The organism is Nocardia sp. NPDC058666, assembly GCF_042714895.1.
Classification (GTDB): Bacteria; Actinomycetota; Actinomycetes; order Mycobacteriales; family Mycobacteriaceae; genus Nocardia.
This window is the reverse complement of record NZ_JBHXRY010000001.1, coordinates 317,835-336,805: the sequence shown is the minus strand read 5'-3', so window position 1 is coordinate 336,805 and position 18,971 is coordinate 317,835. Positions and strand designations below refer to the sequence as shown.

21 protein-coding genes are annotated in these 18,971 nt (G+C 64.4%); 13 read left to right on the top strand and 8 right to left on the bottom strand.

Features of this window, described 5'->3' with window-relative positions; genetic code table 11:
- The first annotated feature begins 75 nt into the window (after positions 1 to 75).
- The 7 genes from adh (at position 76) to ACFWVD_RS01385 (ending at position 6,714) form a co-directional block, all read left to right on the top strand.
- Positions 76 to 1,593, top strand: coding sequence for an aldehyde dehydrogenase (gene adh, locus ACFWVD_RS01415; protein ID WP_379239932.1), 1,518 nt, complete (start codon positions 76 to 78; stop codon positions 1,591 to 1,593).
- A 13-nt stretch (positions 1,594 to 1,606) separates the two neighbouring features.
- The gene (locus ACFWVD_RS01410) at positions 1,607 to 1,996 is read left to right on the top strand and encodes a DUF779 domain-containing protein (protein ID WP_379239931.1); all 390 of its coding nucleotides are present in this window, start codon (positions 1,607 to 1,609) and stop codon (positions 1,994 to 1,996) included.
- Between the two features lie 166 nt (positions 1,997 to 2,162).
- A complete protein-coding gene (gene eat, locus ACFWVD_RS01405; RefSeq protein WP_379239930.1) occupies positions 2,163 to 3,641 on the top strand; it encodes an ethanolamine permease in 1,479 nt (492 codons plus the stop codon).
- A gap of 73 nt (positions 3,642 to 3,714) precedes the next feature.
- Positions 3,715 to 5,127 (top strand): ethanolamine ammonia-lyase subunit EutB, encoded by a 1,413-nt coding sequence (locus ACFWVD_RS01400; protein ID WP_379239929.1) that lies wholly within the window; start codon positions 3,715 to 3,717, stop codon positions 5,125 to 5,127.
- 56 nt (positions 5,128 to 5,183) lie between these two features.
- Entirely contained in the window at positions 5,184 to 5,987 is an 804-nt protein-coding gene (eutC, locus tag ACFWVD_RS01395; protein ID WP_379240934.1) for an ethanolamine ammonia-lyase subunit EutC, read from the top strand.
- A 63-nt stretch (positions 5,988 to 6,050) separates the two neighbouring features.
- Complete coding sequence (locus ACFWVD_RS01390; RefSeq protein ID WP_379239928.1) at positions 6,051 to 6,449, top strand: NUDIX domain-containing protein; 399 nt, start codon at positions 6,051 to 6,053, stop codon at positions 6,447 to 6,449.
- A gap of 76 nt (positions 6,450 to 6,525) precedes the next feature.
- Positions 6,526 to 6,714: a hypothetical protein gene (locus tag ACFWVD_RS01385; protein WP_379239927.1), complete on the top strand. Its 189-nt coding sequence runs from the start codon at positions 6,526 to 6,528 to the stop codon at positions 6,712 to 6,714.
- Positions 6,715 to 7,098: 384 nt separating this feature from the next.
- On the opposite strand, the gene ACFWVD_RS01380 is transcribed toward ACFWVD_RS01385, so the two are convergent.
- The 4 genes from ACFWVD_RS01380 to mca form a co-directional block, all read right to left on the bottom strand.
- Positions 7,099 to 8,256 (bottom strand): amidase domain-containing protein, encoded by a 1,158-nt coding sequence (locus ACFWVD_RS01380; RefSeq protein ID WP_379239925.1) that lies wholly within the window; start codon positions 8,254 to 8,256, stop codon positions 7,099 to 7,101.
- Positions 8,253 to 8,573: a hypothetical protein gene (locus tag ACFWVD_RS01375; protein ID WP_379239924.1), complete on the bottom strand. Its 321-nt coding sequence runs from the start codon at positions 8,571 to 8,573 to the stop codon at positions 8,253 to 8,255. The genes ACFWVD_RS01380 and ACFWVD_RS01375 overlap by 4 nt, the downstream gene beginning before the upstream one ends.
- 80 nt (positions 8,574 to 8,653) lie before the next feature.
- Positions 8,654 to 8,902, bottom strand: a complete 249-nt coding sequence (locus ACFWVD_RS01370; RefSeq protein WP_379240933.1) for a hypothetical protein — start codon at positions 8,900 to 8,902, stop codon at positions 8,654 to 8,656.
- Positions 8,902 to 9,762 carry a mycothiol conjugate amidase Mca gene (gene mca, locus ACFWVD_RS01365; protein WP_379239923.1) on the bottom strand — a complete coding sequence of 287 codons (861 nt, stop codon included), beginning with the start codon at positions 9,760 to 9,762 and terminating at the stop codon, positions 8,902 to 8,904. The genes ACFWVD_RS01370 and mca overlap by 1 nt, the downstream gene beginning before the upstream one ends.
- 119 nt (positions 9,763 to 9,881) lie before the next feature.
- Here mca and ACFWVD_RS01360 point away from each other — a divergent pair, with 119 nt between their 5' ends.
- Entirely contained in the window at positions 9,882 to 10,343 is a 462-nt protein-coding gene (locus tag ACFWVD_RS01360) for a DUF4307 domain-containing protein (protein WP_379239922.1), read from the top strand.
- Between the two features lie 225 nt (positions 10,344 to 10,568).
- On the top strand, positions 10,569 to 11,060 hold the full coding sequence (gene greA / locus ACFWVD_RS01355; RefSeq protein WP_056813695.1) for a transcription elongation factor GreA: 492 nt from the start codon (positions 10,569 to 10,571) through the stop codon (positions 11,058 to 11,060).
- 108 nt (positions 11,061 to 11,168) lie between these two features.
- Here greA and ACFWVD_RS01350 read toward each other — a convergent pair whose 3' ends face one another.
- Both ACFWVD_RS01350 and ACFWVD_RS01345 read right to left on the bottom strand, forming a co-directional pair.
- On the bottom strand, positions 11,169 to 12,311 hold the full coding sequence (locus ACFWVD_RS01350; protein ID WP_379239921.1) for a cystathionine gamma-synthase: 1,143 nt from the start codon (positions 12,309 to 12,311) through the stop codon (positions 11,169 to 11,171).
- Between the two features lie 71 nt (positions 12,312 to 12,382).
- Positions 12,383 to 13,981 carry an MFS transporter gene (locus tag ACFWVD_RS01345; RefSeq protein ID WP_379239920.1) on the bottom strand — a complete coding sequence of 533 codons (1,599 nt, stop codon included), beginning with the start codon at positions 13,979 to 13,981 and terminating at the stop codon, positions 12,383 to 12,385.
- Between the two features lie 256 nt (positions 13,982 to 14,237).
- Between ACFWVD_RS01345 and ACFWVD_RS01340 the strand changes: the two genes are divergently transcribed.
- Together ACFWVD_RS01340 and ACFWVD_RS01335 are read left to right on the top strand one after the other, a co-directional pair.
- Positions 14,238 to 14,816: a TetR/AcrR family transcriptional regulator gene (locus ACFWVD_RS01340; protein WP_379239919.1), complete on the top strand. Its 579-nt coding sequence runs from the start codon at positions 14,238 to 14,240 to the stop codon at positions 14,814 to 14,816.
- Positions 14,817 to 14,879: 63 nt separating this feature from the next.
- Complete coding sequence (locus ACFWVD_RS01335) at positions 14,880 to 16,061, top strand: acyl-CoA dehydrogenase family protein (protein ID WP_379239918.1); 1,182 nt, start codon at positions 14,880 to 14,882, stop codon at positions 16,059 to 16,061.
- Here the strand turns inward: ACFWVD_RS01335 and ACFWVD_RS01330 are convergent.
- The gene (locus ACFWVD_RS01330) at positions 16,054 to 16,350 is read right to left on the bottom strand and encodes a hypothetical protein (RefSeq protein WP_379239917.1); all 297 of its coding nucleotides are present in this window, start codon (positions 16,348 to 16,350) and stop codon (positions 16,054 to 16,056) included. The two genes, ACFWVD_RS01335 and ACFWVD_RS01330, sit on opposite strands and share 8 nt — an antisense overlap.
- 227 nt (positions 16,351 to 16,577) lie before the next feature.
- Here ACFWVD_RS01330 and ACFWVD_RS01325 point away from each other — a divergent pair, with 227 nt between their 5' ends.
- Positions 16,578 to 16,943 (top strand): DUF6401 family natural product biosynthesis protein, encoded by a 366-nt coding sequence (locus ACFWVD_RS01325; protein ID WP_379239916.1) that lies wholly within the window; start codon positions 16,578 to 16,580, stop codon positions 16,941 to 16,943.
- A gap of 28 nt (positions 16,944 to 16,971) precedes the next feature.
- On the opposite strand, the gene ACFWVD_RS01320 is transcribed toward ACFWVD_RS01325, so the two are convergent.
- Positions 16,972 to 17,775 (bottom strand): hypothetical protein, encoded by an 804-nt coding sequence (locus tag ACFWVD_RS01320; protein WP_379239915.1) that lies wholly within the window; start codon positions 17,773 to 17,775, stop codon positions 16,972 to 16,974.
- A gap of 324 nt (positions 17,776 to 18,099) precedes the next feature.
- On the opposite strand from ACFWVD_RS01320, the gene erm reads away from it, so the two are divergent.
- Positions 18,100 to 18,924 (top strand): ErmE/ErmH/ErmO/ErmR family 23S rRNA (adenine(2058)-N(6))-methyltransferase, encoded by an 825-nt coding sequence (erm, locus tag ACFWVD_RS01315; protein WP_379239914.1) that lies wholly within the window; start codon positions 18,100 to 18,102, stop codon positions 18,922 to 18,924.
- Positions 18,925 to 18,971: the final 47 nt, after the last annotated feature.

The window sequence follows — 18,971 nt, the reverse complement described above, 5'->3', positions numbered from 1 at the left end:
CAACCCTTTATCAACCTCCGAGGCGGATAGTGATGGGCGTCACGATTCACCGGAATCAGCGAGGAGCCACCACCCATGATCTACGCCAAGCCGGGCACCGAAGGCAGCATCGTCAGCTACGCCCCGAGGTACGACAACTTCATCGACGGCAAGTGGGTGCCGCCGGTGGAAGGCCGGTATTTCGAGAACACCTCCCCGGTGGACGGGCAGCCGTTCTGCGAGATCGCCCGCTCGACCGCCGCCGATGTGGAACTGGCCCTGGATGCCGCCCACCGCGCCGCACCGGCCTGGGGTGAGACCTCCCCGACCGAGCGCGCCAACATCCTGAACAAGATCGCCGACCGGATCGAAGGCAGTCTCGAGGCCCTCGCCGTCGCCGAGACCTGGGACAACGGCAAGCCGGTTCGCGAAACCCTCGCCGCCGACCTGCCCCTGGCCGTGGACCACTTCCGCTACTTCGCGGGCGTGCTGCGCGCACAGGAGGGCGGCATCAGCGAAGTCGACCAGGACACCATCGCCTACCACTTCCATGAGCCGCTCGGCGTTGTCGCACAGATCATTCCGTGGAACTTCCCGATCCTGATGGCCACCTGGAAACTCGCACCGGCGTTGGCCGCGGGAAACGCGGTGGTGCTCAAGCCCGCTGAGCAGACACCGGCTTCGATCATGAAGGTCGTGGAGTTGGTCGCGGACCTGCTGCCGCCGGGAGTTCTCAACGTGGTCAACGGCTTCGGTGTCGAAGCGGGTAAGCCGCTGGCCTCGAGCCCGCGCGTGGCCAAGGTCGCGTTCACCGGCGAGACCACCACCGGCCGGCTGATCATGCAGTACGCCAGCGAGAACATCATCCCGGTCACCCTCGAACTGGGTGGCAAGAGCCCCAACATCTTCCTGGCCGACGTGATGGCCGCCGACGACGACTACCTGGACAAGGCGATCGAGGGGTTCGTCATGTTCGCCCTGAACCAGGGCGAGGTGTGCACGTGTCCGTCGCGCGCGCTGATCGCGTCGTCGATCTACGACGAGTTCATGGCCCGCTGCGTCGAACGCACCAAGGCCATCATCAGCGGCAACCCGCTCGACGAGGCGACCATGATCGGCGCGCAGGCCAGCAACGACCAGTTCGAGAAGATCCTGTCCTACATCGACATCGGCAAGAAGGAAGGCGCCGAGGTGCTCACCGGCGGCGCGGTCCGCAGCGTCGACGGGCTGTCCGACGGTTTCTACATCGAGCCGACGATCTTCAAGGGCACCAACGACATGCGCGTGTTCCAGGAGGAGATCTTCGGCCCGGTCGTCGCGGTGACCACCTTCGACTCCCCCGAGGAAGCACTCGAGATCGCCAACGACACCCTCTACGGCCTCGGCGCGGGCGTGTGGACGCGCGATATGAACGCCGCCTACCGCCTCGGCCGCGGCATCAAAGCCGGTCGGGTGTGGACCAACTGCTACCACGCCTACCCCGCGCACGCGGCGTTCGGCGGGTACAAGAAGTCCGGCATCGGCCGCGAGAACCACAAGATGATGCTGGATCACTACCAGCAGACCAAGAACATTCTGGTCAGCTACTCGCCGAACAAGCTCGGCTTCTTCTGATGGTGCGGCGCTGATGGTCGAGCGAGTAGCCCTGACGGACAAGGCGGCGGCGCTGCTGCGGGACTTGACCGGGCAACACGGCCCGGTCATGTTCCACCAGTCCGGCGGCTGCTGCGACGGCAGCTCGCCGATGTGCTACCCGCGCGGCGAATTCCGGGTGGGTGGCTCCGACGTGCTGCTGGGCTACCTACCCGGCGAGACGCCGTTCTGGATGAGTGCGGACCAGTTCGAATACTGGAAACACACCCATCTCACCGTCGACGTGGTGCCCGGCCGCGGCGGCGGATTCTCCCTGGAAGCCCCCGAGGGCGTGCGGTTCCTGATCCGTTCACGCCTGTTCACCGACGAGGAAACCGCGGCGCTGGACCCGGCGCCGCTGCCCACCGGCAACACCGTGCACTAGGTGATCTGAAACACGCGTAATCAGATCATTTCGGCAGGTCAGCGGTGCTGGATACGCACCGCTGACCTGGCCGATCCACGGCCGTAACAGTCGTCAACCATTCTTCAACCTTCGACCATCACCGTTGCGGCCGAACGCGCATTTGTTTGTTGATGAGGAGCACCACGTGAGTACAGAAGCCAGTCCCGCCACCGGCGAGGGCGCACCAGTCGACGACTACCTCGCCAAACGCACCCCCGCCACCGGCGAGGGCGCACCAGTCGACGACTACCTCGCCAAACGCACCCTGCGCAAGGGCACAGCCGGGTGGGTGCTGCTGGCCGGCCTCGGCGTGAGCTACGTGATCTCCGGCGACTTCTCCGGCTGGAACTTCGGTCTCGCCGAAGGCGGTTTCGGTGGCCTGCTGATCGCCACGGTCGTGATCGCGGCGATGTATCTGGCCATGGTGCTGGGCATGGCCGAGATGTCCTCGGCACTGCCCGCGGCAGGTGGCGGCTACACCTTCGCCCGACGCGCGCTGGGCCCGTGGGGCGGATTCGCCACCGGCACAGCCATTCTCATCGAATACGCGATCGCGCCCGCCGCGATCGCCACGTTCATCGGCGCCTACGTGGAATCGCTGAACCTGTTCGGAATCACCGACGGCTGGTGGGTGTATCTGGCGGTGTACGCGCTGTTCATCGGCATCCATCTGGCCGGTGCGGGTGAGGCGCTCAAGGCGATGTTCGTGATCACCGCGATCGCGCTGGTGGGCCTGGTGATCTTCGCGTTCGCGGCCGTGGGCAAGTTCGACGCGGCCAACCTGACCAATATCGCGGCCGACCCCGCGGCCACCGGGTCGTCGTCGTTCCTGCCGTTCGGTTACCTGGGCATCTGGGCCGCGATCCCGTTCGCGATCTGGTTCTTCCTGGCCGTGGAAGGCGTGCCGCTGGCCGCGGAGGAAGCCAGTGAGCCGGAGAAGAACGTGCCCAAGGGCATCATCGTGGCGATGCTGGTGCTGTGTGTCACCGGCGCGGTCGTGCTGTTCCTGGTGACCGGCGCGCTCGGCGCCCAGGCCGCGTCTTCCTCGGGAAACCCGCTGGTAGAAGCGCTGGGTGACAGCTCGATGGCCAAGGTGGTCAACTACATCGGCCTGGCCGGTCTGGTCGCCAGCTTCTTCTCCATCATCTACGCCTACTCCCGCCAGACCTTCGCCCTCTCGCGCGCCGGCTACCTGCCCACCGTCCTGTCGATCACCAACTCCCGCAAGGCGCCCGTGCTGGCGCTGATCGTGCCCGGCGTCATCGGCTTCGCCCTCTCGCTCACCGGCAAGGGCGCGATGCTGCTGAACATGGCCGTGTTCGGCGCGGCGGTGAGCTACGTGCTGATGATGGTGTCGCACATCGTGCTTCGCAAGCGTGAACCGAACATGCCGCGCCCGTACCGCACGCCCGGCGGCATCATCACCACCGGGTTCGCGCTGGTCATCGCGGCGGCCTCGGTGGCGGCGACCTTCCTGGTCGACCCGACCGCCGCGCTGTGGACGCTGGGTGTGTTCGTGGCCTTCATGGCCTACTTCGGGCTCTACAGTCGCAAACACCTGGTCGCCAAGTCGCCGGACGAGGAGTTCGCGGCGATCGCCAAGGCGGAATCCGAACTGGAGTAGTCGTCGAGGCCCGGCGGCGGCACGATCGCTGCCGGGTTTCGGCCGGCCGAGAAATCCTTGCGAAGGGGACCCGATGACCTTGTACCGCAGCACAATCGGCGTCACGACCCACACGTTCGACGGTCTGATCGAGCTGATGGCGAAAGCCACTCCGCTGCGCAGCGGCGACGAGCTGGCCGGTTGTGCGGCGGAGACCGATGCCGAACGTGCTGCGGCACAGTGGGCGTTGGCCGAGGTGCCGCTGACCACGTTTCTCGACGACGTGCTCATCCCCTACGAAACCGACGAGGTCACCCGGCTGATCATCGACAGTCATGATCGGGTGGCGTTCGCGCCGATCTCGCATCTGACCGTCGGAGGTTTGCGCGACTGGCTGCTCGCGGTCGCCGCGACCGAAGATTCTGCTGTGACTCTGGCGTCGGTGTCGCCGGGGCTGACGCCGGAAATGGTGGCCGCGGTCAGCAAGATCATGCGCAATCAGGATCTGATCGCGGTGGCCAAGGCGACCGAGGTGACGGCGGCATTCCGCACCACCATCGGGTTACCGGGTCGGCTGAGCACCCGGCTGCAACCCAATCATCCGACCGATGACCCGCGCGGCATCGCCGCTGCCACCCTGGACGGACTGTTGCTCGGCTGCGGCGACGCGGTGATCGGGATCAACCCGGCCACCGACTCACCGCAGGCCACCTCGGACCTGCTACACCTGCTCGACGAGGTGCGCTTGCGCTTCGACATTCCCACCCAGTCGTGCGTGCTGTCCCACGTCACCACGACCATCGGGTTGATCGAAGCGGGTGCCCCGGTGGATCTGGTGTTCCAGTCGGTCGCGGGCACCGAAGGCGCGAATACTGGCTTCGGCGTGAATATTTCGCTGTTGCGCGAAGGGAACGAAGCCGGGCGCTCGCTCGGACGCGGGACCGTCGGCGACAACGTGATGTACCTCGAAACCGGGCAGGGATCGGCGCTGAGCGCGAATGCCCATCTGGGCGTTGGTGATCGGCCGGTAGACCAGCAGACACTCGAAGCGCGCGCCTACGCCGTGGCGCGGGATCTTCAACCGCTGCTGGTGAATACGGTCGTGGGCTTCATCGGGCCCGAATATCTCTATGACGGAAAACAGATCATCCGAGCCGGGCTCGAAGACCACTTCTGCGGGAAGTTGCTCGGGCTGCCGATGGGCGTGGATGTTTGCTACACCAACCATGCCGAGGCTGATCAGGACGACATGGATACCCTGCTCACGCTGTTGGGCGCGGCCGGATGCGCGTTCGTCATCACGGTGCCCGGTGCTGACGATGTGATGCTGGGTTACCAGAGCCTGTCGTTTCACGATGCCCTGTATGCCCGCCAGGTCCTGAACCTGCGCCCCGCACCGGAATTCGAGGCGTGGCTGTCGGGACTTGGCATGCTCGACGCGAATGGTCGTGTGCGACAAGTGGAACCACTGTCGTCACCGCTACGTGCCCTGACGGCTACCCGATGAGCGCCCCGAGCCACCCCAACGAGCCCATCCACACAGAAGCGGAACCACCTGTGACGCTGCCGGACCTCCCGATCACCGTCGAGCAGGAGACGGAATCGCGTGTCGCCGAAGACTTCTGGCGCGACCTTCGTGGTAGCACGCAAGCCCGAATCGGCCTCGGCCGCACCGGCGACGCACTACCCACGACCGACGTCCTCGCACTGCGCGCCGCCCACGCCGCAGCCCGCGACGCCGTACACCTACCCCTGGACGTCGCGACCTTCACCGACCAGATCGCCGCACTCGGCCTCGGCACCCCGGTCGCCGTCGCCAGCCGGGCCGCCGACCGCGCCGAATACCTCCGCCGCCCCGACCTCGGCAGACTCCCCGACGACCTCACCGCGGTCCCCGACACCGGTGCCGACATCGGCTTCGTCCTCGCCGACGGCCTATCCCCCCTGGCGCTGACCGAACACGCCCCCGGCCTATTAGCCGCTCTCGCAACACAACTCGGCGACACCTACACCCTCGCCCCACCCGTCATCGCCACCCAAGCCAGGGTCGCACTGGGCGACCACATCGCCGAAGCCATGAACGTGCGCACCGTGCTGGTCATCATCGGCGAACGCCCCGGCCTCTCGGTCGCCGACAGCCTCGGCATCTACCTCACCCACCTGCCCCGTCCCGGCCGCACCGACGCCGAACGCAACTGCATCTCCAACATCCACCCACCCGACGGCCTCACCTACACCGACGCCGCCCGCGTGGTGGCGGGCCTGGTCGCGGGCGCGCGCGCACTGGGCCGCTCCGGTGTCGACCTCAAAGACACCTCCCGCGCCCTGACCGGCCCCGACACCACCGTCATCACGCCGGCACCGTGAGCTGACCCAGACACCAACGCGGTTCGACATGAACCGGAGCCGTTCGGTCCATACAGTGGACCCATGATCCGCACCGCCGCCCTCGCCCATGTCCGCGACCGCAGGCTGATTCAGACGCGCCCCGAAGGCAAGGATGTCTTCTATATGGCGGGCGGCAAGATCGACCCCGGCGAGACCCCTTTACAAGCGTTGCATCGCGAGATCGAGGAAGAACTGGGCGTGGGCCTGGAGGGAGTCGCCGAGTTCGGCATCTTCGAAGCGGAGGCCTTCGGACACCGCAGGAACACCGGCCTGCACATGACCTGTTTCCGGGCCGAACTCACCGGAGAACCCCACGCCACCGGCGAAATCGCCGAATTCCGCTACTTCACCGTCAGCGAGTACGCGGCCATGGAGCACGTCGCCCCCGGCTCGATGATGGTCTTCAAGCGCCTACACGAACTCGACCTGATCGACTGGTAGTTCGCCGAGGCAACGATTCAATCTCGGGCGAAACGATCGCACCACCTGCGGCGATTCCATCAGTGTGAACATGACGATGACCACCGCAGCAATGACCGCCTCCGAGCGCCGTGCGGCGCTGCGTCAACTCATCGCCCTGTTCGGCCTGATGAACACCATGATCGAACTCAGCAACAGCGGCGCGCCACGATCGGTGGCCGAACACGCCACCGCCGCCCGCGACCTGGTCGGCGAACTCGTCGCCGACCTAGCCGCAGCCCGCTAGCTCGACTTCGGAGCGGTCAAGCACAACCAGAGTTCAGTCGATAGAGATGAACCGTCCCGGTGTGGTCGTGGACGTAGAGCAACCATGGACTCTTCACACAACCCCTGGCAGAGTGCTCCACAGCGAACGGCAGGGGCCACATCCTGTCCGCCGACACCGGGCCGCCATACAACTCGGTCAATCGTCGGTACTCCGCACTACCCTCTGGCGCGGAATCCACACGGGTGTACATGACTTCATCGATCATCGGGGGTGGTGTCAGCATCCAGGTCCACGATCCGTAAGTGATCGATGCATCGACGACGAACACCAGTAGCACAAAACCGAGAACAGCGATCCCGAGCGAGATCAACACGACTCTCGATCTGTTCCCCTTCAACGGAATCACTGCTCCCCCGGGTAGTTCACTTTGATCATATGATATTTCACGGGAAATGAACTTTCACCGCCCTGCTGCAGCGACCAAGGTACTTGCTTACTATCTTTCGAGTGGTAGTCGACCACATCGGCCATGACAGTCTGCCCATTCGGCAATGTAACGGGCTTCTGCCCAACATAGATAGCGGTGTGGTTAATAGTGCCAGCGCTGGAGTTCGCCCCATCGCTCAGCTCATACTGGACGATGTCGCCCGGCTTCAAGCCCGCATTACTAAGAGCAAGTGGATCCACAGCTGCAGTAGTCGATGGGATTGTTCCGGTTTGAACGTCATTCCCGTTCGGCGTGCCAGACTTCGGGTCGTCGCGAGTCAAGTATTCATACATATTCGGAGCGCCACTCCACGTATGAGACTGATCCGAAACCAGCGTGTCATCGTCGTAATACCAGCGCCCATCGTCGGCTCGGTGCATCCGCGGCGCACCGCCATCACCTTCGTCATCGAATCCACCCGCACGAAGTGCCTGTGAAACAAAATTGGTGCAGTCGGAATCGCCGAAGTCAGGGTAGTCGGGGTTCCGGCCCATCGCCCACTCGTTCGCGTAGTCGACAGCCGCCTGACGCTCCGGCGACAGCGACTGCGGCCCTACGACGGAGCCGTTCGAAATCGGAGCCATGCGAAAAATGTCATCGATAGCTTCGCGAATTTTTACCTTCCACAGCTCATCTGAATCTGCAATAGTGGTTGCAAATCCAACCAAACTGCCGCTCAACTGCTGCGCTTCACTCTCGTCTTCCATGTTGTAGACAGTCCAGCCCTGGTCATTTCCTATGACGACGGGCTCGACCTCTCGCAGTTTAACTACTTGCTTGATCTGCTCGACAGAATATTCAATTGCTTGATACAACTTCAAGGTCGCATCTTCGAGGTTGTAATAGGCACTCGCAACCTCGCGCATGTCACGCTGCTCATGCTCCGCGCGATCGTCGGCCGAATTCCTGGCGGCTCCAGACCACTGGAGGTCATCATGAATTATCTTGAAGACGTAGTTCGACGACTGGAGAATCGAATTGCCGATCTTTCCCGCGTTCTCCGAGAACGATTTCAATGTCGAGATGTCCCATGACAAGACCTGATCGCGAGTGGGGATAACAGTAGGGCTCATCGATAGCTCGCCTTCGGCCCGTCAACCGAATTCATGTCAGCAAACTTGGACAATCGAGCAGCCGCATCGGCGTCCGTGTCAACATAAGCGGCCGCTGATACTTCCAACAGATTGCCCAGTTGTCCAATTCTCGATTTGAGGACAGTCTTCGCCTGGGTACTCGCAGCATCCGCGTCGATAAAAAGGGCCGCCGATGCGAGCCCGATCAGCCGAGGGGCGACCCCCGCGCCCCCGAGCGCGGTCCATTCACCTACCTTGTTGGACTCTTTCTTCAGTTCGACTGCGGCATCCCGCAGACTGGACGGATCGACCTCCACGACAACACCTTTCGATTGCGGACGCTCCGGACCTTACCTGCGTCGCCGTAATCGCTGGAGCGATCGGATGCACGATGTGGTTATCCCCCGTTGGGGGAAGCATCGTGAGGTGCTGGAGTGATCACGCCGGGTTCGGTGCCGTCGTCGGCCTTCTGGTCCGGTTCGGGGTGTTCGGGTTCGAAGGATTCGGGCAGGCCCTTGAGGTGCTTGTTCATCGAGCGGACCAGCAGGGCCGTGCCTGCCAGCAGGATCAGGATGACCAGCAGGCCGAGCGGGGAGGCCTTGCCGAATTCGGGGCCGGTGGGTTGCTGCGCGAGGTAGATCAACATCACCGGTCAGTGTCCTCGATGCCGGCGAACAGGTCCGTCTCCGGGATAGCGGTGGACACGCGTGTCTTGGCCAATTCGAACTCCTCGGTCGGCCACAGCCGCTGTTGCATTTCCAACGGGATCGCGAAGAACGCGCCGTTGGGGTCGATCTGGGTGGCGTGCGCGCGCAGGGCGTCGTCACGCTGGGGGAAGTATTTCGAGCATTCGATCTGGGTGGTGATCCGGCCCCACATGTCCTCGCGGCCGAACTCGCGCATCCGGTCCAGCCACTCCTGCAGCGGGAACGGTTCGCCGTTGGCCTCGTACTCCGCGGCGAACGCGGCCAGCCGCTTCACCGAGAAACCGTGGTCGTAGTAGATCTTCGACACCGTCCACGGCGGGCCCGCGTCGGGGAACGCCTCGGGATCGCCCGCGGCTTCGAAGGCGGCCATGGACACCTCGTGGCAGCGGATGTGGTCGGGGTGCGGGTAGCCGCCGTTCTCGTCGTAGGTCGTCATGACCTGCGGCTTGAACTCGCGGATCACGCGAACCAGCGCCTCGGTGGATTCCTCGAGCGGCACCAGCGCGAAGCAACCTTCGGGCAGCGGCGGCAGCGGGTCGCCTTCGGGCAGGCCAGAGTCGATGAAGCCCAGCCAGTGCTGCTTCACCCCGAGCGCGGCGGCCGCGGCGGCCATCTCCTCGCGTCGGACGTCCAGAATGCGGTCCAGGACACCGGGGGTGTCCATGGCCGGGTTGAGGATGCTGCCGCGTTCCCCGCCGGTCAGGGTCACCACCAGTACTTCGGCGCCCTCATCGGCATAGCGCGCCATCGTCGCGGCGCCCTTGCTCGATTCGTCGTCGGGGTGGGCGTGCACTGCCATGAGGCGAAGGCCACTCACTTCTCGTTCACCGTCGCTCTCGCTGCCGGGTGTCAGATGTCGTTCCCTATAGTTCCATCCGACCCCCTGTTTGTTCCGACCACCCCCGGGAGCGCGAACCGATGACCGAGCCCGCACCGGACTCCGCCGCGACCTCGGCCGCCGCAGCCGCGCGACACGCCGATCGCTACGGCACAAAACCTCCTGCGCGTCGCCTGTGGCTGGTGGTTTTGCTCGGTGTCGGCGTGCTCGTGGCCGGGTCCGTTGTTGCCTACCTGGGTTTCCAGAAATACGGCCCGAAGGCGGTGGAAACCGAACAGCTGGGTTACGTGGTCGTCGACGACAGCACCCTCGAGATGCGCATCAAGGTCACGCGCGACCACCCACAGCAGGCCGTGGTCTGCTTCGTGCGGGCCATGGATCGCGACGGCGCCGAGGTCGGACGACGCGAAGTGCTGGTGCCCGGATCGGATTCGACCAGCGTGCAGGTGAGCACTATGGTCAGGTCATCTGCGCGCGCTTCGGCGGGCGACATCTATGGCTGCAGCGACCACGTTCCGGGCTACTTACGCCTACCCGGCTAGCCTGACCTGCATATTTGTGAGACATGCTAAAATGGTCTGATACACGGTTCCGGGGTTCGGAGCCGTGTTTGCTGCATTGGCGGCCAGCGGTGCTGTTGGCGGGTTACGGGTTCACCCCCAGGATCGCTCCAGCCGTCGGGCTGGTGCATGTCCTCGCACAGGGGGCATCGCGCCGGTTTCAGGGAATCCCGGTTCGCCGGGAACAACTACTAGGGAGTGATCGAGATGACCGAGAATGTGACCTGGCTTACCCAGGAGTCGCACGACAGGCTCAAGGGCGAGCTCGACTCGCTCATTGCCAATCGTCCGGTCATTGCCGCCGAGATCAACGAGCGTCGCGAAGAAGGCGACCTCAAGGAGAACGGTGGCTACCACGCCGCGCGCGAAGAGCAGGGTCAGCAAGAGGCGCGTATCCGCCAGCTGCAGGAACTGCTGAACAACGCCAAGGTCGGCGTCGCCCCCACCAAATCCGGTGTGGCACTTCCGGGTTCGGTCGTCACGGTCTACTACGACGGTGACGAAGGCGATACCGAGACCTTCCTGATCGCCACCCGCGAAGAGGGCCTTGGCGCCACCGGCCTCGAGGCCTACTCGCCCAACTCCCCGCTGGGCGGCGCGCTGATCGACGCCAAGGTGGGCGAGACCCGCGAGTACACGCTCCCCAACGGCAACACCATGAAGGTCACGCTGGTCAGCGCGGAGCCGTACCACAGCTGAGTTCGTCTTCGAACCCACACGAACTGAACCCGAACGCAAGCGGCCGCATCCGGATCCCGGATGCGGCCGCTTCGTCATGTGTGCGTCCTTACTCAGCTCGAGCCCTGCTCAGCTCAGTGCCTGCTCGACGTCAGCGAGCAGATCGCTGATGTCCTCGATGCCGACCGACAGGCGCACCAGGTCGGCGGGCACTTCCAGCGCCGAGCCCTCGGTGCTGGCGTGGGTCATCGCGCCGGGGTGCTCGATCAGCGATTCGACGCCGCCCAGCGATTCGGCCAATGTGAAGATCTCCGTGCGCGAGCAGAACTTCAGTGCCGCTTCGCGTCCACCGGCCAGGCGCACCGAGATCATGCCGCCGCTGCGCCGCATCTGCTTCTGCGCGATCTCGTACCCGGGATGCGTGGGCAGGCCCGGGTAGATGACCTGCGAGATGGCCGGGTGGTTGGACAGGAATTCCGCGATGACCTCGGCATTGTCGCAGTGCTTCTCCATGCGCACGGCCAGGGTCTTGATGCCGCGCATGGTCAGGAACGCGTCGAACGGGCCGGGGACCGCGCCCGCGCCGTTCTGCAGGAACGCGAAATCCTTGTCGAGATCGGCGTCGTTGGTGATCAGCGCGCCACCGACCACATCGGAGTGCCCGCCCAGGTACTTGGTGGTCGAGTGCAGCACCACGTCGGCGCCCAGCGACAGCGGCTGCTGCAGGTAGGGGGTGGCAAAAGTGTTGTCCACGACCAACTTCGCGTCCGCGGCGTGCGCGATATCGGCCAGCGCCGGGATGTCGCCGATGCTCAGCAACGGGTTGGTCGGGGTTTCGATCCACACCAGCTTGGTGTTGGGGCGAATGGCCGCGCGCACCGCGTCCAGGTCGGCGATGTGGGCGGGCGAGTGCTCGATGCCCCACTGGCTGAACACCTTGTCGATGAGCCGGAAGGTGCCGCCGTACGCGTCGTCGGGAATCACGATGTGGTCGCCGGGGCGCAGCATCGCGCGCAACGCACAGTCGGTGGCCGCCATGCCCGAGGCGAACGCACGCCCGAAGCTGCCCGATTCCAGGGCGGCGAGGTTGGCTTCCAGTGCCGTGCGAGTCGGGTTGCCGGTGCGCGCGTACTCATACCCGCCACGCATCCCGCCCACGCCGTCCTGAGCGAAGGTCGAACTCGCGTAGATGGGCACGTTGACCGCACCGGTCTGAGGATCGGGTTCATATCCGGCATGCACGGCCCTGGTGGAGAATCCCAGCTCACTCATGGCCCCAGAGTAGATGGCCGGATTTGGATTATCGCGCAGGGGTTGCAATACGCGAAACGATGCGCGCATGACTAGGCGACCGACACGGGTTCGACGTTGCCACCGGGGACACCGGGTGTCGCGAGAGCTGCTTCGTCCAGGTCGCGGGTACGCAGAGTGAACAAGGCGATGAGGCCGGACAGCGTCGCCAGCGCTGCGGTCAGCAGCATCGCGTCGTGCATGCCGTTGACGAAGGCCGCTTCAGCGGCAGCACGGACTGGTTCGGCGATCGGCGCCGGGACCAGAGCGGCCGCAGTGCTCGGCCCGCCGGCCGAGACGACGTCGGCGATCTGGGACGCCTGACCGCCCAGTGCGCTCTTCGCGATATCGGACTCGGCGAAGTTGCCCTCGACTCGACTCTGGAAGAACACGCCGACCGCGGCGATGCCGATGGCGAGACCGGCCTGCTGGAAGGTTTCGTTGACCCCTGAGGCCATGCCTGCCTTCTCCGGGGTGGTCACCGCGATCGAGAAAGCCGCTCGTGGCGGGTTGAATACGCCCATGCCGAGTCCGATGAGAATCATCGCCGGAATCAGTGCGGTCCACGACGAATCCGCGTCCACGAGCAGGACCGCGAACAACCCGGCAGCGATCAGCAACTGGGAAGCACCGACCATGACGGCGGGTGCGATGGTGGCGACCAGTCTGCCGGCGACCGCCGCGGCAACGAACAGAAGCAACGTCAGGGGCAGGAACCGTACACCGGTCGCAAATGCGCCGTATCCCTGCATATTTTGCATATAGGCGATGAGCAGGAACAGCGCGGGCATCACCGAAACCGCGCACAGTGCGGTCACGACCGAAAGTCCGTTGAAGGTGCGATTGGCAAACAGGCTCAGGTCGAACATGGCCCGGTCGGGGCGCGAGATCTGGGACCAGGTGAACGCGGCCAGCAGCACCACCGCGACGGTGAAGTAGCCGAGAATCGCGGCGCTGGTCCAGCCGTCGTCGTGGCCACGCAGGAAGCCGAGGACGAGGAAGAACAGGCCGAAGGAGAAGGTGACCATGCCGATCCAGTCGACCGGTGCCGCGGTGGCGCTGCGGGATTCGCGCACCGTGAAGTAGCCGATCGCCAGGGTGACGATGGTCAGCGGCACGTTGATCAGGAAAATCCAACGCCAACCGAAGCTTTCGGTCAGCGCGCCGCCGATCAACGGGCCGAACGCGATGGCAAGCCCGGCCACAGCCCCGAAGACACCGAAAGCCATGCCGCGGTCCTTGCCGCGAAATTCGTGACCGATCAGAGCAGGTCCGACTGCGAACAAGATGGCACCACCGAGGCCCTGCACGAGGCGGGCGACGATCAGGACGGTGTCGTTCGGTGCGAGGCCGCAGGCCAGCGAAGACACCACGAACACGACGAGTCCGATGACGAAGACCAATTTTCGACCGAGTCGGTCAGCCAACGCGCCTGCCGCCAGCAGAACGGCGGCCAGGCCCAGCGCGTAGCCGTCCAGGATCCACTGTAGGGCAGTGAAACTGGCGTCGAAGTCGGCCCGAATGTCCGGAAGAGCGACATTGACCACGGTCAGGTCCAGCATCAGCATGAACGTCGCGAGTGCGACGACTATCAGGGTCCATGGTGCGCTTGCGGATCGTTGTGCCTGTTGGGCAATTTTCGTAGTTGTCACGGTGTTTCTTTCACAGAGAAATGGGCCGCGATCGTGCCCTGTATGGGCGCGGCGGGAATAGCGGAAATTCATGTACGCGCCAGGCTGCCACTGACAGATTCGGCACCGAAAGCGCCGGTCACGGCATTTCTATATTTGTGGAAATTCCCCTGAACCCCTTTGCTCGTCGAGCATCCGACGCGTTTACGCAACGGTAGTTATCGTTCGATAGGTTGTCAACGCCAGTCGCTGATCAGGTGGATGGTAGATTCGTTGTGTGGCAACCAGATTGAGCGCTCAGGACCGTCGCGAGCAGATCCTCCAAGCCGCCGCACGCGCGTTCTCACGTGGCGGTATGGCCGGGACGAGCACCGATGATGTCGCGCGCGAGGCCGGGGTGTCGCAGCCTTATGTCGTGCAGAAGTTCGGCACGAAGATCGACCTGTTCGAGGAGGTGTTCGATCGCGCCACCGCCGCGGTACTGGCACGGTTCGCTGTCGAGCTGAACGATCCAGAAAAAGCGGAATCGGCTCAGGTCTGGGACAACCTCGGTGCGGCCTACAGTGAATTGGTCGCCGACCGTGACGTACTCATGGTGCTGTCGCAAGGCTTCTGCGCCGGGGCCGCCTATCCCCAGATCTCGCGTTCCGCACGCGAGTTCATGTCGACACTGTTCACCACACTGATCACGCGCACCGGCTGCACACCACAGCACGCACGCGAGTTCATCGCCAACGGTATGCTGCTCAATGCCCTGTTGTCCATGGACGCCATGGGGCACGTGAACGACGATCCCGGGCTGGCATCGCTGGCGGAGTGCGCGAGGGAATGCGATTTCGGCGGATCCGCGATCTGAGTGGCGTCGGCGGTGTGCGAAGAACGGCGAACACCGCGCAACCCTGCCGATTAAGCTCACGCCATGGTCACCGTCGAAGAGCTGTTCGCCATTGATCCGTTGCTGTCGTCCGAGGAGCGCGAAATCCGGGACACGGTGGCGCGATTCGGGGAACGTCGGCTGCGGCCGCATATCGGTGACTGGTTCGAGCAGGGGACGTTTCCGGCTCGGGAGATCGCGCCGGAGCTGGGGAAGCTCGGGTTGTTGGGGATGCATCTCGAGGGGTACGGGTGCGCGGGGGCTTCGGCTACCGCTTATGGGCTGGCGTGTCAGGAATTGGAAGCCATCGACTCCGGGGTGCGCAGCATGGTGTCGGTGCAGGGGTCGCTGGCGATGGCGGCTATTCACTTCTTCGGGTCCGAGGAGCAGAAGCAGCAGTATCTGCCCGCGATGGCGGCCGGTGAGGTGATCGGGTGCTTCGGGCTGACCGAACCGGATTTCGGGTCCAATCCCGGGGGGATGCGCACGCGGGCGCGGCGCGACGGTGACGACTGGGTGCTCAACGGGTCGAAGATGTGGATCACCAACGGGTCGGTGGCCGATATCGCGGTGGTGTGGGCTTATGCCGACGAGCCGGGTTCGGACAAGCCGCGGGTGCGTGGGTTCCTGGTGCCCGCGGGCACGCCGGGGTTCACCACGCGCGAGATCCATCGGAAACTGTCGCTGCGCGCATCCATCACTGCCGCACTGGATTTCGATGATGTGCGGTTGCCCGCCGATGCGGTGCTGCCGGAGTCGCTGGGGTTGAGTTCGCCGCTGGCCTGTTTGAGCGAGGCACGGTTCGGGATCATCTTCGGTGCGCTGGGCGCGGCACGGGATTGCCTGACCTCGGCGATCGAATATGCCCGCACGCGTGAGGTTTTCGACAAACCCCTCGCCGGCTACCAGCTCACGCAGGCCAAGTTGGCGGATATGGCCTTGGAGCTGGGCAAGGGGCAGTTGCTGGCGCTGCATCTGGGGCGGTTGAAGGATCGCCATGAGATCACTGGTGAGCAGATCAGTGCCGGCAAGCTCAACAGCACTCGCGAAGCCCTCGAGATCGCGCGTGAGTGCCGAACGATCTTGGGCGCCAATGGCATTACGCTCGATTACCCGGTGCTGCGGCATGCGAACAATCTCGAGTCGGTGCTGACCTACGAAGGCACCGCCGAGGTGCACCAGCTGGTCATCGGCAAGGCGCTCACCGACGCCAACGCGTTCAGGTAGTCGGCGCGGGCCGGATCAGACCACCGGCGAAAGCCAGCGCCAGCGCGGCGACGACCACCGTCAGCACGGTCAGCGCCAGCGGCACGGTGATCGCGGTGGAGACGCCCGCGGCGGTGAGAGTAGCCACACCTCCGCAACCCCAGATCAAGGCGGCGGTGAAGCGGCCGAGCACCGCCGCGTAGGGGGTGTGCAGCATTTCCGCGATGCCCGCGCGGGCCGAATACCCCGCACTAGCTGCGATGATCGGGTTCATGCCGAGCAGCTGAACGGCCGAGTCGGTGGCGTGCACTGCGGATCCTTTCGCTCGCCGAGCTGGTTTGCCGAAAGTTGTCTACGGATGGTTATACACGCCCAGAATCCAACGGCGGGCAGGTTCGCGCAACTTCTCGGACGCGTCGACCGCACCTCGCAACCAGGATGATCGACAGTCTCAATGTTGCTGCATGTTTGCTGAAATGATCATGATCGTGAAACAGTCGAGTTTCATATCGTGGTGCCGATTGCTACTATCCGAGGGTGTTTTCGCCCGGTCACGCGTTGCTCGAAATATCGGCATTGCGACATCTTCGACAACTGAATATCGACTACGGGATTCCCGCGACCGCCGCCGCGGCCACGTATCCGGCCGTGCTGGCCGAGCTGGATCAGCACGCCGCCGCGGTGCGTGACATTCTCGAATTCGGCGTCGAGGATTCGGCGCGGATTCCGCTGCCCATTCTGCTCGCCGGTTATGTTCGCGGGCTGCTCGACGGGGCCGACGAATTGTGTTCGGCCACACCGGAAAGCTGGCACGACGCCGAGTGGTTGCCGATGCGATTGGCCGCTGTCTGCCAGCACGCGGCTGCTGCGGCGAGCGCACGGAATCGGCGCCCCGCCACGTGATCGTGACGGAACGCCGGCGCCGGTTGGTTTACCTGGCCTCGGGTGCTCCCCCAGCGGGAGTCACCCATTCGGTGGTCTGCTCGGTGCTCACGCCGGTCTGCTGCCGCGCCACATCCTCACGACCGCGCTGGTAGGCCTGCGCCTGTCCCTTCATCGCGGGCATCTCCGATTCGAGATTGCCCAACCAGCTGCTCCACCGCTGTTCCATGGGCCTGACCAGGCCACCGCCCACACCCACGACCAGGATGCCGCCGATGGTGGCCAGCACCGCGATCAGGATCGGGGTGGTCACCGAGGTCGCGACGCCGATCTGATTCAGCGCGGCGATGATGCCGATACCCCAGATGAACACCGCCGCGATCTTGCCCAGCATGGTCCCGTAGGACAGCCCGCCCAGCACATTGGTGACCAGTTCGCTCACCGCGCGCGCGATGGCGGCGGCGATCACCACGATCACCATCGCGACGGCGGCCTTGGGCAGCCAGGCCACGATGCTGGTGAGTAGTGCGCTGACCGGGTTCGGTCCGAACACCGCGAAACCGACCTGCAGCGCGATCAGCAGGATCGCGTAATAGGCGAGCTTGGCCAGAATGCCGGACGCGTCATATTTACTGCGCGACAGCATTTTTCGCAGCTCGCCGCGTTCGACCAATTTATCGAACCCGACCCGTTCCAGCACCGCCTTGACGACCTTGGCGACTACTTTCGCGATGATCCAGCCGACGAGAAGAATGGCGACGAACGCCACCGCTTTCGGGACGAACTGCGCGACCGAACTCCACGCGTCGGTCAAGCCCTGCTGGAAATCAATCGCAACGACGGAGGCTTCCACAGCGCACTTCCTTTCGCTCTTCCCGCCCGATTACCGAGTATGTCTACCGGGGGATACCCGGGAAAGGTGAGCCAAACCATCCGATAACGAGAAATTTGCTCGACCGAAGCCGACTTGTCGCCCGCACCGGCCCGGAAAATCGGTTGTGCCGCCGTCGGGGCGCTTCCTAGAGTCGATGGCATGTCGTGTCACTTCTTCATCCGCATCCGCCACTACCGGGCTCTGGCCCGCTAGCGGACGCGGATAACTTCATCGGCGTCCACCGGCGCGCCCAGGGCCCTTCGAGCTTGCATCCGACTCGAAGACCCGAAGGGGCACACTGCCGTGGCGCAGGATTTCGCACATCGAAACTACTCACACACTCAACGCAAGGTCACCGGTCGCGGTGGCGGTCGCACCACCCGTGATCACGCGAGAAGGGCTCTGTCGCAGAACTTTCTGGTCGATCATGCGGCGGTCGCCGCGATCGTGGCGGCGGCCGATCCGGCGGGGATCATTCTCGAACCCGGTGCGGGCGAAGGCATTCTGACGCGGGCCCTGGCTCGACGGAGTGCGCAGGTCACCGCGTACGAGATCGATCCGCTACTGGCGGCCAAGCTCTCGGCGCAGACACGTTCCGACGACGGAATCCGTGTTGTCCGTGGTGATTTCACCAAGGCCAAGGCTCCTCGCGAACCTTTCGCCGTCGTAGGCAATATCCCGTTCTCCGCCACCGCCGACATCGTCGACTGGTGCCTGACCGCCCCCACCCTGACCTCGGCCGCCCTGCTCACCCAACGCGAATACGCCCGCAAACGCACCGGCGACTACGGCCGCTGGAGCCTGCTGACCGCAACCACCTGGCCCTGGTTCACCTGGAACCTCCGCGGCCATATCCCCCGCACCAGCTTCCGCCCCATCCCCTCGGTGGATTCCGCGATCCTACAAATCACCCGCCGACCGGAACCCCTTGTCCACCACCATGATTCCTACACACACCTGGTACGAACCGCCTTCTCCGGAATAGGCGGCACAGTCCGCGCGTCCCTACACACCCGCTACCACGGAGTCGACGCGGCAATGACCGCCGCCGCCATCGACCACAACACCGTCGTCGCCTACGTCCACCCGGATCAATGGGTGAAGTTGCACTCGATACTCACCCAGTGACGCGGAGGTCGGTGCTGCCTGCTGTTTGCAACGGCAGCACCGACGTC

Bases quoted from the DNA above. Each gene is read 5' to 3' on its own strand.
- adh (WP_379239932.1), top strand. From the start codon at position 76: ATGATCTACGCCAAGCCGGGCACCGAAGGCAGCATCGTCAGCTACGCC.
- mca (WP_379239923.1), bottom strand. From the start codon at position 9,762: ATGGCAGTGCACGCCCACCCCGACGACGAATCGAGCAAGGGCGCCGCG.
- ACFWVD_RS01370 (WP_379240933.1), bottom strand. From the start codon at position 8,902: ATGTTGATCTACCTCGCGCAGCAACCCACCGGCCCCGAATTCGGCAAG.
- greA (WP_056813695.1), top strand. From the start codon at position 10,569: ATGACCGAGAATGTGACCTGGCTTACCCAGGAGTCGCACGACAGGCTC.
- ACFWVD_RS01410 (WP_379239931.1), top strand. From the start codon at position 1,607: ATGGTCGAGCGAGTAGCCCTGACGGACAAGGCGGCGGCGCTGCTGCGG.
- ACFWVD_RS01385 (WP_379239927.1), top strand. From the start codon at position 6,526: ATGACCACCGCAGCAATGACCGCCTCCGAGCGCCGTGCGGCGCTGCGT.
- ACFWVD_RS01350 (WP_379239921.1), bottom strand. From the start codon at position 12,311: ATGAGTGAGCTGGGATTCTCCACCAGGGCCGTGCATGCCGGATATGAA.
- ACFWVD_RS01400 (WP_379239929.1), top strand. From the start codon at position 3,715: ATGACCTTGTACCGCAGCACAATCGGCGTCACGACCCACACGTTCGAC.
- ACFWVD_RS01380 (WP_379239925.1), bottom strand. From the start codon at position 8,256: ATGAGCCCTACTGTTATCCCCACTCGCGATCAGGTCTTGTCATGGGAC.
- ACFWVD_RS01360 (WP_379239922.1), top strand. From the start codon at position 9,882: ATGACCGAGCCCGCACCGGACTCCGCCGCGACCTCGGCCGCCGCAGCC.
- ACFWVD_RS01335 (WP_379239918.1), top strand. From the start codon at position 14,880: ATGGTCACCGTCGAAGAGCTGTTCGCCATTGATCCGTTGCTGTCGTCC.
- ACFWVD_RS01390 (WP_379239928.1), top strand. From the start codon at position 6,051: ATGATCCGCACCGCCGCCCTCGCCCATGTCCGCGACCGCAGGCTGATT.